The organism is Halobellus sp., assembly GCF_042218505.1.
GTDB lineage: Archaea > Halobacteriota > Halobacteria > Halobacteriales > Haloferacaceae > Haloquadratum.
In genome coordinates this window covers 6,533-21,600 of sequence record NZ_JBDGQZ010000039.1, presented here as the reverse complement: position 1 = coordinate 21,600, position 15,068 = coordinate 6,533, and the positions used below count along the sequence as shown (strand labels likewise).

The 15,068-nt window shown below is 65.5% G+C and carries 14 protein-coding genes; 7 read left to right on the top strand and 7 right to left on the bottom strand.

Going from position 1 to position 15,068, the window contains the following annotated elements; translation table 11 throughout:
- Positions 1–155 precede the first annotated feature (155 nt).
- From ABEI27_RS10775 to ABEI27_RS10765, 3 genes are all read right to left on the bottom strand, one after another.
- The gene (locus ABEI27_RS10775) at positions 156–566 is read right to left on the bottom strand and encodes a hypothetical protein (protein ID WP_375799409.1); all 411 of its coding nucleotides are present in this window, start codon (positions 564–566) and stop codon (positions 156–158) included.
- A gap of 233 nt (positions 567–799) precedes the next feature.
- Positions 800–1,366 carry an adenylate kinase gene (locus ABEI27_RS10770; protein WP_375799408.1) on the bottom strand — a complete coding sequence of 189 codons (567 nt, stop codon included), beginning with the start codon at positions 1,364–1,366 and terminating at the stop codon, positions 800–802.
- The gene (locus tag ABEI27_RS10765; RefSeq protein WP_375799407.1) at positions 1,366–1,647 is read right to left on the bottom strand and encodes a hypothetical protein; all 282 of its coding nucleotides are present in this window, start codon (positions 1,645–1,647) and stop codon (positions 1,366–1,368) included. The genes ABEI27_RS10770 and ABEI27_RS10765 overlap by 1 nt, the downstream gene beginning before the upstream one ends.
- A gap of 260 nt (positions 1,648–1,907) precedes the next feature.
- Between ABEI27_RS10765 and ABEI27_RS10760 the strand changes: the two genes are divergently transcribed.
- From ABEI27_RS10760 to ABEI27_RS10735, 6 genes are all read left to right on the top strand, one after another.
- Positions 1,908–2,927 carry a Cdc6/Cdc18 family protein gene (locus tag ABEI27_RS10760; protein ID WP_375799406.1) on the top strand — a complete coding sequence of 340 codons (1,020 nt, stop codon included), beginning with the start codon at positions 1,908–1,910 and terminating at the stop codon, positions 2,925–2,927.
- A 328-nt stretch (positions 2,928–3,255) separates the two neighbouring features.
- Positions 3,256–4,164 carry a hypothetical protein gene (locus ABEI27_RS10755; protein ID WP_375799405.1) on the top strand — a complete coding sequence of 303 codons (909 nt, stop codon included), beginning with the start codon at positions 3,256–3,258 and terminating at the stop codon, positions 4,162–4,164.
- Between the two features lies 1 nt (position 4,165).
- Positions 4,166–4,495 carry a hypothetical protein gene (locus ABEI27_RS10750; protein ID WP_375799410.1) on the top strand — a complete coding sequence of 110 codons (330 nt, stop codon included), beginning with the start codon at positions 4,166–4,168 and terminating at the stop codon, positions 4,493–4,495.
- The gene (locus ABEI27_RS10745; RefSeq protein ID WP_375799404.1) at positions 4,492–6,663 is read left to right on the top strand and encodes a type B DNA-directed DNA polymerase; all 2,172 of its coding nucleotides are present in this window, start codon (positions 4,492–4,494) and stop codon (positions 6,661–6,663) included. Before ABEI27_RS10750 ends, ABEI27_RS10745 begins: the two co-directional genes overlap by 4 nt.
- A gap of 132 nt (positions 6,664–6,795) precedes the next feature.
- Positions 6,796–6,951: a hypothetical protein gene (locus ABEI27_RS10740; protein ID WP_375799403.1), complete on the top strand. Its 156-nt coding sequence runs from the start codon at positions 6,796–6,798 to the stop codon at positions 6,949–6,951.
- Positions 6,952–6,975: 24 nt separating this feature from the next.
- Complete coding sequence (locus ABEI27_RS10735) at positions 6,976–7,254, top strand: hypothetical protein (protein WP_375799402.1); 279 nt, start codon at positions 6,976–6,978, stop codon at positions 7,252–7,254.
- A 387-nt stretch (positions 7,255–7,641) separates the two neighbouring features.
- Here ABEI27_RS10735 and yciH read toward each other — a convergent pair whose 3' ends face one another.
- The 4 genes from yciH to ABEI27_RS10715 all read right to left on the bottom strand — a co-directional run bounded on the left by yciH (position 7,642) and on the right by ABEI27_RS10715 (position 12,428).
- On the bottom strand, positions 7,642–7,935 hold the full coding sequence (gene yciH / locus ABEI27_RS10730) for a stress response translation initiation inhibitor YciH (RefSeq protein ID WP_049985144.1): 294 nt from the start codon (positions 7,933–7,935) through the stop codon (positions 7,642–7,644).
- A 117-nt stretch (positions 7,936–8,052) separates the two neighbouring features.
- A complete protein-coding gene (locus ABEI27_RS10725; RefSeq protein WP_375799401.1) occupies positions 8,053–10,251 on the bottom strand; it encodes a DUF3488 and DUF4129 domain-containing transglutaminase family protein in 2,199 nt (732 codons plus the stop codon).
- Entirely contained in the window at positions 10,248–11,450 is a 1,203-nt protein-coding gene (locus tag ABEI27_RS10720; RefSeq protein WP_375799400.1) for a DUF58 domain-containing protein, read from the bottom strand. Before ABEI27_RS10720 ends, ABEI27_RS10725 begins: the two co-directional genes overlap by 4 nt.
- Positions 11,451–11,459: 9 nt before the next feature.
- Positions 11,460–12,428 (bottom strand): AAA family ATPase, encoded by a 969-nt coding sequence (locus tag ABEI27_RS10715; protein ID WP_375799399.1) that lies wholly within the window; start codon positions 12,426–12,428, stop codon positions 11,460–11,462.
- 271 nt (positions 12,429–12,699) lie between these two features.
- Between ABEI27_RS10715 and mutS the strand changes: the two genes are divergently transcribed.
- A partial coding sequence (gene mutS / locus ABEI27_RS10710) for a DNA mismatch repair protein MutS (RefSeq protein WP_375799398.1) occupies positions 12,700–15,068 on the top strand: 2,369 nt, incomplete at its 3' end.

The following is a 15,068-nucleotide window of genomic DNA, read 5'->3' as shown; positions in this document are numbered from 1 at the left end:
AAGCGGCGGAACAGAATCCCAGCGAGCACACTCGACGCACTCCGTTCGCCTCGTCCCCTCGCTGGCATTCCGCTCACTGCGCTCGCGAGGGTCTCAGCGCACCAATTCTTTTTTCGATCTCTGAGAAAGGCTTCGCTTTTTCGCCGGAGAGTGCCCTACTCCTCTTCGTCCGTCGTTTCGTCGGCATCGCCCGCGTCATCGTCCGCTTCTTCGGCCTCGTCGGCCGTCTCGACCTCGATACTGGTGCCGTGATCCTCATCGGCGGTGTCGTCGGGTGTCTCATCAGCATCGTCGCGCCCGTCGACTGCCTCCTCGTCGCGCTCGTGGTCTTCGCCGGTCGAGATTGTGACGGGATCGACGTCCATACTTGGATCCGGTCGGGTGTCCGCGTTCGCGGCCGCGCCCACGACGTACCCCGCGGTCCCGCCGACTAATCCGCCGATCACGGCTCCTCCAACGCCGCTTTTTTGTAGTCCGGCCACCGTTCCGAGGAACCCACCGACGAACGAGGTGCCGACCGGATTCACATCTGCGTTCTGTACGTCCTGCTCTTGATCCTGAACCATACGCGGCTGTACGGTCCCCACGTACATATGCTCCTCACCCGACTCGAACTGCTGACAGCCGATGCCAGTCGCGACGAGCGATCGTCCGGAGCGGGATCTGCGCACGTCCGACTCCTCGAACTCGGATCTGGTGCACTCGAAGTACAGCCGCTACACCGGCCGGTGAGCCGCTCTCGCGACCACATTCTCTTGTCGGGAGAAGAGGGCTCACAGCGCAGAATCGAGACCGACAGTCACAGCCCCGTCTGGAGAACCTCCGTGAGGGCCGCTGCTGCGACATCGACGTCGTCCTCGTTCTCGACCAACTCAACGGGGGCGTCGGCCTCGACCGCGTACTCGAAGGCTGCCGTCCGGTTGAGATCCCGTTCGAACTCGATTGCGTGCTGGCTCACGTCGTCGTAATCGCGGTCCGCATCGGCGCGTCTGCTCAGTATCGTCTTGGGACTGGCCTCGACAAGGACGAACAGATCCGGGTTCACGTCGTGGAACACGGCGTCCGGCAGGCCTGCGAGGAAGCCCGCATCGGTCCTGACGGCGAGGTGGGTCGTCAACAACACCTTGCTGCCTTCGGCTTTGTCCGCGACGTACTCGCCCGCTCGGCGCTGGAGTCGCCGAGTCTCCACGCGCGAGAGCGACGCCAACTCCGATCGGGATGTCGCGAGACCCTGCGCCGCGGCCTGTTCGAGCATCGCGTCCCCGAAGTTGATCAGCAGATAGTCGTCGTCGAGGTCCCGGCGCGTCTGCTCGGCCATCGAGGAGAGCCCGACTCCGGGGACCCCTGCGAGGAGTGCGACCGACATCAGAAGGACACCTCCTCGTCCTCGGTCGTCTGTGTCCCCCTGTCGTCGTAGTACTTCCGTCCGATGAACCCCTCACCGACGAACGTCAGCAGTTCGTTGTAGAGTTCGTCCGCCGATCGAAACGTCTCCTGTTCACAGTGGTCGAGCACTTCGGCGATGGTCTCTGACTCCCCGTTGGGGGCTTTCAGTTGTTCGTCGCCCAGTGTCTCGATTACGGCGTCGATTGTCGTCGGGAACGTCAACTCGCGCACAAAGACGTCTCGAGTCTCCGGTAGTCGCATACACTGTATCGTGTGCAATCGTCTATAATAATTCCTCTCGGGGACTGATAGCTATTCGCACGCTCTTTCGCGCTCCCTCGCTCGATCAGCCTGCCGCAAGCGAGTACCGCTTTCCGGAAATTACCTGAAATAGCGGATTTCCGCAAACAGAACCCCCCATAGCAGGATATCCGGGGTGACCGGCTTAGCGAGCCGTCGTTTCCGGAAACGACCCAGTCAGTATTTAGTACCGCTGACTGCATTCCTCAACTGACGAGTGTATGATCCGTGATGCTCGCGTTCTCCGCGCCGGTTTTGTGCCTCGCGAAGTCGAGCATCGCGACGCTGAAGTGAATCACCTCTCGAGCGTCCTCGAACCGATCACAAACGATGAGCCCGCCGATACCGTCATCGTGACGGGTCCGAGCGGCGTCGGCAAAACCTGTCTCTCGAAGTTCGTCATCGAACGACTCAGAGAGGAGGTCCTCGACGTCGAAGCGACGTACGTCAACTGCTGGCAGAACTACACCCGGTTCCGGGCCCTCTATCAGATTCTCGACGACCTCGGACAGACGATCGACGTTCATCGGCAGTCGACCCCCCACGACGAACTCATCGATCGACTGCAACAGTACGACGAGTCGCGGACAGTCGTCATCTTGGACGAGGCTGACCAACTCGAAGACCCCGGGCTCATCTATCATCTCCACACGATTCGCCAGTTTGCCGTCATCTGTATCGCGAACAACGAAGAGGAACTGTTCGGGCGCGTCGACGACCGCCTCGTGAGTCGGCTCCGATCCAGCGAGCACGTCCGGATGGACAAGTACCACAACGAACAACTGTTCGACATCCTGAACGCGCGGGTGGCGTGGGGAATCGATCAGGGCGTCATCACCGACGATCAACTCTACCGCATCGCCGACGCTGCCGCGGGCGATGCCCGTCTGGCGATCGGGATCCTTCGCACTGCCGCGAGTACGGCCGACCGAGAGAACGCCGATCAGATCACCGACGAGATGCTGCTCGAAGCCGCCGAAGACAGCCGAGCGCAGATACGACAGAAGAGCCTCGAATCGCTCACTCCCCACCAGCGTGCGGTGTACGACATTCTCCGGGAACACGGGCCGATGAGTCCCAGCGACATTCACAAACGCTATACCGACATCGTCGAGGACCCGCGGACCCAGCGAACCGTACGGACGTATCTCTCGAAGATGACGCAGTACAATCTGCTGGACGCCAGGGGCTCCAGCCGCGACCGAACATACTCGGTCGTCGACCCGCCCGCCACCGAGTAGCACCCGCTTGTTTCGATTCGAGAGTTGGTGTACAGCGACAGTATTAGCACTTACTTGCGGTGTAGGTGAAGCCACCCCCAGTTATCCTATCGATACCTACGTAGCGTTCTGCAACACTCTGTCAGTGACCGAGGTACAGACGGGCCGCTCTGCCCCGCCCGCTGCATCCCGTCACAGGGTGGCCGCCGATCCCGGAACCGACCTCGGAAGGTCGGCGGCGATGGACAGATCAATACGCTGCGCCCAGTCAGCCGGGCGAACTCGCTTCCCGGCAGTTCTCGGAAGCGCCACGCCGTTACTTATCGGATTCTCGTGTGTCTGCGAAGATATGCGTCACCACCGACATCGTGAGTCGACCGGCGGGGAGACGACGAGTGTCACCCGTCCCACCCGGGCCGCCGCCCGGAACCGGGAACTCGTGAACCGGGCCGACCCGGCCACCGACGCGTCGCTGTTGCCTGCACTGGAGGAGGGACTGGTGCTACTGGATATCGAACAGTCACGCGGGGTACCGATTCTCCAGTCGCTCGTCTTGGATCACCTGCTGCTTCACGAAGGGCCAGCGTTCTGGGTCGATGCCAGGGGATACGCGACGACGACCGGCCTCGCACGGATCGCGCCCAGTCAGCGACTGCTCGACCGGATTCACGTCGCCCGCGGCTTTACGCCGTATCAGCACTACAGCGCCGTGTGCGACCTCTCGGAAGCGGCGAACCGAACTGTTCGCGAGGAGACGCCGGTGACGCCGTCGCTCGTCGTCGTCCCGGCCCTCGACGCCCAGTACCGAGGTGCGGATACCATCTCGGAACGGCAGGCAGCGACGCTCCAAGCGCGCGTACTCGCCCGATTGACCGCGTACGCGGAGGCCTACGATATCCCCGTGTTGCTGACGCGAACGACAACCGACGAGTTCGCCGAGGCGATCGAAACCGCGGCAGCGCACCACCTGCAATGTGAAGCGACCCGTCTCGGACCGCGGTTCGTCGGCGACGCGTTCGAGACCCTCGTCTACCCCGTCGCAGACGGGTCCGCCTACCAGACGACCTTCGCCTACTGGCGGCAACTGCTCGGCGTACGCGCCGCCCGGGTCGAACTGGAGACGCCGACGGACACCACCGTCCCCCGATCAGCAGCCACGGTCGGATCGGGAGTCATCGCGGAGGGCGAGCGGACCGCGTTCGCAGCCGAGCCCCTCCAGGACGCGTGGCTCGATGCCGCTCACGCGGGAGGTCGGTAAGATGGGGCGAACGAATCCGACGTATCGGGACGCACTGCGGGCGATCGAGGAACGCTGGGCGACGTTCCGGCGGGCGCTCCGGGGTCGCGAGCACCCTCGGTTCGATCGACTGTTCGTGTATGCCCGTGAACACGCCGACGCGAGTGGGCTGTTGAACCATCAGAATCCGCTCCTTCCCGCGCTCGTCAGTATCGACCTCGAGCAGGAACGGCGACTCGACGATCAAGAAACGCGGCTCGACGACTACGAAGCACGACTCGACGAACTCGAAGCCAACTTCGACGGGCACGAGCCGGCGGCGGACGACTCCGACGCTGGGGCCGGCGGATGACGTTCACCGTCGATTTCCTGGACGACGGCCGGGTTCTGCGGTGGGCTGCGACCGACGACGGGGCCACCGTCACCGTCGACGCGGCGTACACTCCCCGGTTCTTCGTCGCCGGCCGTGACCCGGACGCGGACCTCGATCTGACACCGCTGCAGTCGTTCTACGAGCGCCACCCGGATGTCGTCGAGACCGCGATCGTTTCCCGTCGACCGGGGTTCCGCCGCGATCCGGAGACCGTCCTCGCTGTCGACGTCGAGCACGTCGATCGGGTGACGGCGCTCGCGCGCCAGGCGCGGCGGTTCCCGGCGTTCCCGCTCGGTGACCTCGCGTGCTTCAACGTGGATCTCTCCCGGGAGTTCCGGTACTGTCTGGAGGCCGGTATCGATCCGACGCCCGCCGAGGAACTTCACACGTTACGCCTGAGCGTCCCTATGACTGCGACGGAGGGGTCGCCCTACGAGGCGGTGACAATCGACGAGCGGCGGATCCAGGGCGATCCGACGGAGATTCTGACGGCGATACAGGCGGCCGTCGATCGCCGCAACCCCGACATCCTGGTCTGTTCGCGGAGTCACCTGATCCCGACGCTGTACGAGATGGCGTCGAACGCCGGGGTAGCGGACTTCAGCCTGAGTCGGTGGCCCCACGTCGAGTATCAACAACTCGCGAGGCAGTCCACGTACGCCAGTTACGGTCGGGTCGGGCACTCTCCGGCCCGATACAACGTCCCTGGTCGGGCGATCATCGACGAGTCGAACACGTTCTTCTACGGGGAGACGAACCTCGACGGCGTCCTCGACCTCGTCTCCCGGTCGCAAAAACCCGTCCAGGAACTCGCGTGGGCGTCGATCGGGAACGTGCTCACCGCCATCCAAATCTGCGAGGCCCACGACCGCGGCGTCCTCGTCCCGTGGAATTCCTGGCGTCACGAGTTCTACAAACCAATGGGAGCGCTCCACGACGCGGACCGCGGTGGGTTCATTTTCGCCCCCGACGTCGGCGTCCACGACGACGTCCACGAACTCGACTTCTCCAGCCTCTATCCGAACATCATCTGCACGCGGAACGTCTCGCCGGACGTGATTCGGTGTGACTGCCACAGCGAACGCGAGGACGTCCCCGAACTGGGTTATGCGACCTGCGAGGACCGAGGCTACCTCGTTGACGTGCTCCAGCCGATTATCGATGTTCGCGACGAGATCAAAGCACAAATGAATCGTGAATACGCGCGTGAATCTCCCGACACTGATCGACTCCGGGAACTCGAAGGCCGCTCGGACGCGCTGAAGTGGATCCTCGTCGCGTGCTTCGGGTATCAGGGCTTCAGCAACGCGAAGTTCGGCCGGATCGAGTGCCACGAGGCGATCAACGCTTACGCTCGGGAGATCCTTCTGACGGCGAAAGCGCAACTCGAAGCGGGCGGCTGGCGCGTCGTCCACGGCATCGTCGACTCGATCTGGGTGACGCCGGATCCGACGGTCGACGAACCCGACGACCTCGAGACGCTCGCCGAGGCGATCACGGACGTCGTCGACATCCGACTCGAATACGAGGCACACTACGAGTGGGTCGCGTTCGTTCCGCAGCGAGAGCGCCAGACGGGCGCGCTGACGAAGTACTTCGGGAAAGTCGCCGGTCGAGACGAGTTCAAGATCCGCGGCATCGAGGCACGACAGCGATCGACGCCAGCCTTCGTGGCGGCGACACAGCGAGCTTGCATCGAACGCTTCGCCGACACGCGTGACGCGAGTACCGTCCTGACAGTGCTGGACACGGCCATCTCGAAGTTGCACGCGGGAGACGTGGATCCGCAGCGACTCGTCGAACGGAACCGGATCTCGAAGCCGCTCGAATCCTACTCGCAGTACACCCAAAACGCGGCCGCACTCGAACGGGCGAGCGACCAGGATATCGCCGTCCACCCGGGACAGGACGTCGAGTACGTCGTCGTCGACGACGACAGGACCTCCCGAGACCGGGTCGTACTCGCCCACGAGGATCCCGAATCGTACGACCCAGCGTATTACGAAACTCAACTCGTCAGAGCAGTCGAGAGCGTGCTCGCTCCGCTCGGCTGGGATCGAGAGCGCATTCGGCGAGAACGAAGCGACGTCCACACGCCGGAACTCTCCGCCTTCGGTGACTCGCGGCCGACGGATCCGACGCGGTGAACTGATCTCCTCGAAACAGCGTCGACCCGGGCGGACTTGTAAGGCCGACCGCAGCAGATCACCGCGCCGTCCCCGATGATTCGCTGTCCGTCGCGCGGTGGATTTTTGTCGCTCGTCGGAAATTCACTCGATATGTTCCTCGTTTTCGGGGTCTACTTGCTCCTGTGGGCGTTCGTCGCTGGATCGATCGTCGTGACCTTCACCGCTGCGCCGTCGGGCGGACTCGTCGATACGCTGTTCCGGGCTCCCGGTCAGTTCTATCTCGAGACCGTGGTGACGCTTCGGTAGTTCGCGCTCCTGACAACCATCCCGGTGCGGTGGACCGACGTCGGCTACGCGGCGCTGTCGGTGGTGCCGCTCGGGATCCACTTCTTCGTCACCGGCGTCGGCATCGACGCAGCAGCCGAACAGTACTGGAACGACTCCGACGCCGGTATCACCTTCCTGTTCGTTGGGGTCGTGATCGCGACGGCCGCTATTCCAGGTGCGATCCTGCTCGAACTGGGCGCACAGTTGCTCGTCCTGTCGCTCCTCGGAATCGGCGTCGCGCTCCTGACGCTCGCGTTCGCAATCGTCTCCGTCGCCTCGTGATCGGCCTCACTTCACCGAACCCGACCTGCCGATTTGCTCGAGTGGCTCTGGACGGCCAGTCCGATCGTCCGGATCCCTCTGGGCAACCGCTCGCGCGCCGAGGGACAGCACGACGGCGAACACGGGAATCAGGAGAAGGCTCAGCAGGGTGAACAGCCCCGGGAGGACATCGATAGCGGTCGCCGACCTGTTGCTCCTCTCCGACAGCGAGAGGGTGCGTCGTCCGAACACTTCGAGCAGCAGAGGGAGGGGAAACGCCGACCCACCAATCAGCGTCAACTATGTCCGGTGGGCAGTCCCACTCAGAGGAGTCTTTTGATTCGGGCGTCGCTGTCGCTCCACATTTGGCGCGAAAAAACCGCTCGACGCGGGACGTTCAGGTATCGGTCACGCGACGTTGAAACCCTTGTCGCGGAGGAAGTCCTCGACGCGACCGGTGTGGTTCCCCTGCAGTTCGATGGATCCATCCTCGACCGTGCCACCGCAGGCGAACTTCGACTTCAGATCCGAGGACAGGCTGTCCATATCCACGTCCTTGGGGTCGAACCCTTCGATGACCGTTACCTCCTTTCCGTAGCGGCGCTCGTCGATGCGGATGGTGATCTCCTGGGATTCCTTGGCTACGTCTTCGCAGACGCAGAGTTCCTCAGGGAGTCCGCACGTCGAGCAGACTTCCGACATTACAAACTGAATCTACAAGATGGGGATATTAAACAGTATCGGGACCCCGCGTCAGCCGCACAGCCGCCGAGGTCGTTCCGCCTCACGATCCTCTCCTCCCGCCGATTTCCCGGGTTATCACTGGAATCGCCGCACGACTGGCGTCGACGATCTGACCACTCGATCGGCGATCGCGACCGCTTCGGCGGCCTCCTTGCGGTCGACGCCCGACCCGTACCGCGCCTGCTCGTGCAACTCCCCGACACGGACGACGTCCGTACGGTGTGGGTACCAGTCGGGCACTGACTGGAGGTACGACCGGGGCGTCTCGCCCGGTCGCCGGGGTCGGTGCTCACCGTCGAGTACAGTCGCGATCCGCCGGTACGCGGTCTCGACGTCGGACGTCGGATTCCGTCGCCGCTGGTACTGCACCGAGAGCAAGCGGATGACGCGCTCGCCACGCCGGGTTCGACGGGCGCCGGCCGCAACGCCGACGAGTGCAGCCGTGCCGATCAGAAGCGTCCGCCGCGAGGGGAGCGTCGGGATGGGGATCGGGAACGAATCGTTGACGCTGGCCTCAGCACTCCCGCCCGGGCCTGAACCGGGCGTCACGTTCACGGACTCGGAACTCGGCGTCCTGTTCCCCGTCGTCGCCCCTATCGGGAGTTGGCGCGTCTCCCCCGTGGCTCCCGAGGGCGGTCCGACCGTTCCGTTCGATCCCTCGATGTCGACGTTTGACTCGCCGCTCTGTCGTGCTTCGGTGACTCTGGCGTTTTCAGCCGTCCGGCGTGGCCCGCCTGGCGTGGGGTCGAACCGGACCCACCCGATGTCGGGGAAGTAGACCTCCACCCACGCGTGAGAGTTGAGTCCGCGGACGACCCGCTTGTTCTCGCCGATGCTCTCGCCGGGTGTGTAGCCGGTGACGAAGCGTGCCGGAACGCCCTCCGAGCGGAGCATCACGACCATCGTGGTCGCGTAGTACGTGCAGTAGCCCGACTCTCGCTCGAAGAGGAAGGTGTCGGCGACGTCGCCGCTCGGCGGGGGCACGTCGAGCGAGTACTGCTTGTTCGCTTCGAGATACTGTTCGATTGCGACCGCCTTCTCGTACGGCGTCTCCGCGTTCCGGGTGACGTTCCCGGCGCGGTCGCGGACGCGCTGGCTCGTGCTCTCCGGTAACTGGAGGTACGAGTCGGTTACGCGACCCGGGTAGTCGGTTCCGGCGCGACGGAGTTGTCCGGCGCTCGCGTTGGGTACCTGGCTCCGGACACTGTAGGTCTCGCCGGGTTCGAGCGTCCGCTGCGGCCGGAGCGACCCCTGCGGTGTCACGACCGCCTCTTCGGCGATCGGCCCCTCGAGCGCCGTGGGACGCCACGCCGCCGGCAGGATCGAAATCGCGTCTTCAGCGGTCACGGTCTGTTCGAGCGTCGTGGACGGCCCGGGGGGTCCTGACAGTCGACCTTCGTAGAGTCTGGTCGATCCAGTCCTGACCCACCCACTGCCCGTGTACCGGTCGTACGCAGCGGTCTTCCAGTACGCGGGCCGGTCGCTCTCGACGGTGAACCGCACCGAGGGAGAAAGCCGGATCTCCCCGACGATCTCGACCCGGTCCTGGGCGTCGATGAGATTCGCCTCGACGGTCGGCGACCCGCGGTCCGGGAGAATCGGTGCACTCGCCGCGCCCGGCACGACTGACAGCGTCGCCGACGCGACAATCATCGCCGCGAGCACGACGACGAGCGTGTCGAGTCCGCTGAACTCGATCTGGTGTCGCTCGACCGTCGCCGCGGCAACCGTCGCGGTCGCACCGAGCACTCCCACGAGCGTCGTCACGCCGTTGGCGTCACCCGTGAGCACCACCAGCGCGAGCGCGGCCCCGCCGGCGACCGCCGCGCCGACGTAGCGCCGCCTCACCGCGAGGTACCACGAGAGAAACACAGGGCCGGGTACCACCGCCGCCGCCCATACGCCCGCGCCGACGAGGCGGAGAACCGAGAGCCCGGTCAAAAGCGCCACGGTGTCCGAGAGCGCACGACCCGGGGTCAGCAGGCGCAGTTGGCTTTCAGGCAGTGCGAGCAGGTACGCGGCGAATCCGAGTCCGAGGAGAACTGAGGCGAAGAGCACGGCGACACGAGCGTCGACGAACCGACCCACGAGGAGGGCCAGACCGAGCGCCGCGGCGACGACGATGAGGAACCGCTGACCGCCGCCGACGACGCCGGCAACGCGTCCCAGAACGCCCGCGTACGACCAGGTCAGCGCCAGCAGTCCGACGACGGCCAGCGTCCGATGCCCGATGAGGCGACGCGTCAGCGAGGCACTCGAGTCTGCGGTACTCATCTATGATCCTCCCGTTGGATCGCGCTGCTGGCTGCGACCCCGGTCGATCGGCCGTCGTGGTCACCACTCGCCGCCGGTCGCTCGCTCCGGGCGTCGGCGCGGCTGTGCCCACCTCCGGCGCTCTCGATCAGTTCCTCGAAGCGGTGAGTTCGATCGTCAAACCGGACGGTCACTCCGTCCTCGAACGCGACGACAGTGACGTCGACGTCGTCGGTGTCGCTCGGGAGTCGGCCTTCCTCCACGACGGCGAGGTGTTCGAGCAGTCCGCGCATCTCGTCGTGGCTGGCGGTCACCTCTCCCGACGGTGTCAGCAGTGAGACGGACGCTCCCTCGCGCACGAGCGCCACTGAGACTGTCGCGGCCGCCTCCGCCATCGCATCGGCAGCCGACGCGGTCGACTCGGCACGCTCGAACACCGTGTCGGATCGGGTCTCGTCGCCGCGCCCGATTGCTGACCCGTCGACGCCGGCGGCGACGACGACCTGTTCTGGTTCGGTTTCTGCGGTGAACTCGCGGACCATCAGTTCCCCGCGCTTGGCCGACGACTTCCAGTGAACGTCACGTTGCGGGTCGCCTCTGATGTACTCGCGGAGGACATCGAACTCGTCGCGTCGGTTCGCCTGCTGCGAGCGAGCGAGCGCCCGGAGCGTCGCTTCGGCGGTCCCCGAGAGCCGCCTGGTGCGCGGATAGACTACGAGCGTATCGCGACAATCCAACCGGATCGCTCGTTCGAACAGTCCGAGGACGTCACTGACTGTGACTGTCACCGGCCCGATTTCGTGCGCACCGCGTCGTAGCCGCCGCAACTCGTACGTGACCGACCCGTCAACCGTGGCGTCACAGACCGTATCGTCCGCGGCTGTCGTGTCGCTCACGCGGTCGTCGGACTCTGTCGCCTGGTCGCCGGCGGCGACCGCTTCCACACCGCCCGGGAGGGTGTCCCGAACAGTCGCTGGATACGCCTGTGACGCGTCGAGGTGCAGTTCGACTGACCCGGTCGTCCCGGGGACGTCAGCGGGTGGTAGTAGCCGATCGACCTCCGGCGTCGGTGCCCGCCAGACCTGAATGGCCGCAGCGACGAGTCCGACGATACCCGGGATGACGACGGCATCGAGCGACCGTGGCCCGAACGTCGCACCTGCGGCGGTGCCAGCGACGACGAGCGCGAGGACCGCGTATCCCCGTCGAGTGAGTTGCATCGATCGCTCTCACTCGACGGCGACGTCTTCGAGTGCGCGCTCGACGACGGTCGCGCCAGGAACGTCGCCATCCGTCCGAACCCTGTGCCCCCAGACCGTCGCCGCTTCCGTCTGAACGTCGTCGGGGACGACGTAACTGCGGCCCCCGAAGACGGCGCGCACTTGGGCCGCTCGAACGAGTGCGATCGCGCCCCGCGGACTCGCTCCCAGACTGGCGTGCTCGCGGGTGTACCTCGCCAGTCGGGAGACGTATGCCCGAACGGGCTCGCGGACGGTGACCCCGGAAACCGTCGCTCTCGCCCGCCTGACGTCGTGGACGCTCGCAACCGGTTCGAGCGACTCGATCGGGTGTTCGCCGGTAAGCCGGCTCAGCAACTCCGTCTCTTCGTCCTCGCTGGGGTAGCCGAGCCGGATTTTCTTCGCAAACCGGTCGATCTCGGCGACCGGCAGTTCGTAGGTCTGTCCCGGTTCGACGTTGTTCTGGGTCGCGATCACGGTGAAGGGGTCCGGTACCGCGTGGGTCCGCGCGTCGACGGTCACCTGCTCTTCGGCCATCACCTCCAGCAACGCGGCCTGTGTCTTCGGCGGCGCGCGGTTGATCTCGTCGCCGAGGACCACGTTCGCAAACACCGGGCCGGGTTGGAACTCGAACTCGCGGGTCTTCTCGTTGAACACGTTCACGCCGGTCACGTCCGATGGGAGGAGGTCGGGGGTGAACTGGACGCGATTGAACGACCCGTCGAGCGACGTCGCCACGGCCCGGGCGAGCATCGTCTTCCCGACGCCGGGGACGTCCTCTAAGAGGAGGTGGCCCCGGGAGAGGAGGGCGACCAGGATGTGCTCGACCGCGTCGCGGTGACCGACGATGACGCGCTCGACGTTGTCGGCGATGCGTGTTGTCAGTTCGGCCGCCTCGTCGACGGCGAGCGGGGAGACCGAGTCCATCTCCATCTCGGATCGGGCGTCTGCATCACTCATAAATGGGCAGAGTACGGGTTTAGCGGGCCGCGTGCGGCCCACGATACCGGTTCACTCTACTGTAACTGCCCCGCACACGTAACTTTGCTGGGCCATTGCATCCGCTCTGCATCCCGTCGGACGCCCGTCCGATACCGGCGTTTGATCACTATCTCACGGGTATTCCCCACGCTGTCTTGCGGGCGTTTGCCGCTCAGTTCCGTGAGTACTCTCACGTTATCTCGCGCTCGCTTCCCGTCCGTTTTTGTTCTTCGACGGCTGTCCGGTAGGTATGGAACGCGCCGAGTCCGACACGAGCGAGACAAGGACCGGGGACGTCGGCGCAGCGTCGCCCGACGAGGAAGCGCCGCGGCCTGAAGGGCCCCCGCGGACGCTGTTGGAGCGCCGCGAGGAACTCACGCCGATGCTCTCGCAGTATCTCGAACTCTGCGACGATCACCCCGACGCGATCGTCCTCTTCCAGGTCGGTGATTTCTACGAGGCGTTCTGCGAGGCGGCCGAGACAGTCGCGCGGGTCTGTGAGGTGACGCTGACACAGCGGGAGGACTCGACGGGCACCTACCCGATGGCGGGAATCCCGATCGACAACGCGGCGTCGTACCTCGAATCGCTGCTGGAGGAGGAGTACCGCGTCGCGATTGCCGACCAGGTCGAGGACGCCGAGGAGGCCACCGGACTGGTCGATCGCGCAGTCACGAACGTCGTCAGCCCGGGGACCGTCGTCGACGACGAACTCCTCGACCGCGCGAGCGCGACGTACCTCGGCGCGGTCGTCGCCGACGAGACGGCCGGTGACGACGCTGAGGACTCGACCGCCCTCGCGACACTTGACGTCTCTACGGGCGAATGTCAGGTGACGAGCGCGCCCGCCGACCGTGTCCGGACGGAACTCGAACGCCTCGCGCCCGCAGAGATACTCGTCGGCCCCGACGCTCCCGTCAACCGCGGGGGGCTCGACTTCGAGACGATGGTGACAGAGCGCGACCCGGTGACGTTCGATCTCGACCGCGCTGGCGCGACCCTCTCGGCGTACGTCGCCGAACCGACGGCCGTTCTCGACGCGCCGGTGGAGCGCTGTGCGGTCGGGGCGTTGCTTGAGTACGCCGAGTACACCCAGGGCGACGACGGCGCGCTCTCGTACGTCTCGCGCGTCCGCCGGTACGACCTTCGACAGTCGCTTCGGATCGACGCGACGGCGATGCGAAGCCTAGAACTGTTCGACTCCAGGCGGCCGGGTCGCGGTGAGACGCTTCTGGACGCCGTCGATCGGACTGCCTGTGCTCTGGGTCGGCGGACGCTGGAGTCCTGGCTCCGCCGCCCGCTCGTTGCGGCTGCTCCAATCGAGCGCCGCCACGACGCCGTCGCGGAGTTGCTCGACCGCCCGCTGGCCAGAGAGACCGTCCGCGACTACCTCTCACAGGTGTACGATATCGAACGCCTCGCCGCCAGCGTCTCCCGCGAGCGGGCGAACGCCCGCGACCTCCGGTCGCTCCAGGCCACGCTCGCCGTCGTCCCAGAGATCAAAGCGGCCCTCGACGACGCCGAATCCGCAGCCCTCTCGGACCTCCGGGCGGCGCTGGACGAACTCGCCGGCGTTCGCGATCTGATCGACCGGGCGATCGTTCCGGATCCGCCGCAGGAGATCACCGAAGGCGGGGTAATTCGAGACGGCTTCGACGACGATCTCGACGAGGTCCGCGCGACCGAGCGGGAGGGCCGAGAGTGGGTCGATTCGCTGGAGATGCGCGAACGCGACCGAACTGGGATTGACTCTCTCGAAGTTGGCTACAACCAGGTCCACGGATATTATATCGAGGTGACGAATCCGAATCTCGACCGGGTCCCAGACGACTACACCCGTCGGCAGACCCTGAAGAACGCCGAACGGTTCTACACCCCGGAACTGAAACGCCGCGAGGACGAGATCCTGTCCGCGTCCGAGCGCGCCGACGCGATGGAGTACGAGACGTTCCGGGCGGTCCGCTCCCGGGTCGCTGAGGAGACCGAACGCCTCCAGTCGCTCGCCGACGCGCTGGCTCGCCTGGACGTGTTGTCGGCGTTCGCGGCCGTCGCCGCCAGTGCTGAGTACGTCCGCCCGGAGATGGGTGCGGCGACGCTCCGGATCGACGCGGGCCGGCATCCGGTCGTCGAGCGCACCCAGGCGGAGTTCGTCCCGAATAGAATCGACTTCGGGGCGGGGCACGTCGCCGTAATCACTGGGCCGAATATGAGCGGCAAATCGACGTATATGCGCCAGGTCGCGCTGATCTGCCTGCTCGCACAGGCGGGGAGCTTCGTCCCGGCGGACGCGGCCGAACTCCCGGTTCTGGACCGTCTGTTCACTCGCGTCGGTGCCTCCGACGACATCGCCGGCGGGCAGTCGACGTTTATGCGTGAGATGGCCGAACTCACCGATATTCTCCACGACGCGACCGAGGAGTCGCTGGTCCTTCTCGACGAGGTCGGCCGCGGGACCTCGACGGCCGACGGGCTGGCAATCGCCCGAGCCACAACGGAGTTCATCCACGACGAGGTCGGCGCAACGACGCTCTTTGCGACCCATTATCACGACCTGACCGATCTCGCGGACGACCTGCCGGACGCGTTCAACCTCCACTTCACCGTGAGCAAGGGCGACGA

Coding starts and splice junctions, on each gene's coding strand:
- ABEI27_RS10775 (WP_375799409.1), bottom strand. CDS start 566: ATGGTTCAGGATCAAGAGCAGGACGTACAGAACGCAGATGTGAATCCG.
- ABEI27_RS10770 (WP_375799408.1), bottom strand. CDS start 1,366: ATGTCGGTCGCACTCCTCGCAGGGGTCCCCGGAGTCGGGCTCTCCTCG.
- ABEI27_RS10765 (WP_375799407.1), bottom strand. CDS start 1,647: ATGCGACTACCGGAGACTCGAGACGTCTTTGTGCGCGAGTTGACGTTC.
- ABEI27_RS10760 (WP_375799406.1), top strand. CDS start 1,908: ATGATCCGTGATGCTCGCGTTCTCCGCGCCGGTTTTGTGCCTCGCGAA.
- ABEI27_RS10755 (WP_375799405.1), top strand. CDS start 3,256: ATGCGTCACCACCGACATCGTGAGTCGACCGGCGGGGAGACGACGAGT.
- ABEI27_RS10750 (WP_375799410.1), top strand. CDS start 4,166: ATGGGGCGAACGAATCCGACGTATCGGGACGCACTGCGGGCGATCGAG.
- ABEI27_RS10745 (WP_375799404.1), top strand. CDS start 4,492: ATGACGTTCACCGTCGATTTCCTGGACGACGGCCGGGTTCTGCGGTGG.
- ABEI27_RS10740 (WP_375799403.1), top strand. CDS start 6,796: ATGTTCCTCGTTTTCGGGGTCTACTTGCTCCTGTGGGCGTTCGTCGCT.
- yciH (WP_049985144.1), bottom strand. CDS start 7,935: ATGTCGGAAGTCTGCTCGACGTGCGGACTCCCTGAGGAACTCTGCGTC.
- ABEI27_RS10725 (WP_375799401.1), bottom strand. CDS start 10,251: ATGAGTACCGCAGACTCGAGTGCCTCGCTGACGCGTCGCCTCATCGGG.
- ABEI27_RS10720 (WP_375799400.1), bottom strand. CDS start 11,450: ATGCAACTCACTCGACGGGGATACGCGGTCCTCGCGCTCGTCGTCGCT.
- ABEI27_RS10715 (WP_375799399.1), bottom strand. CDS start 12,428: ATGAGTGATGCAGACGCCCGATCCGAGATGGAGATGGACTCGGTCTCC.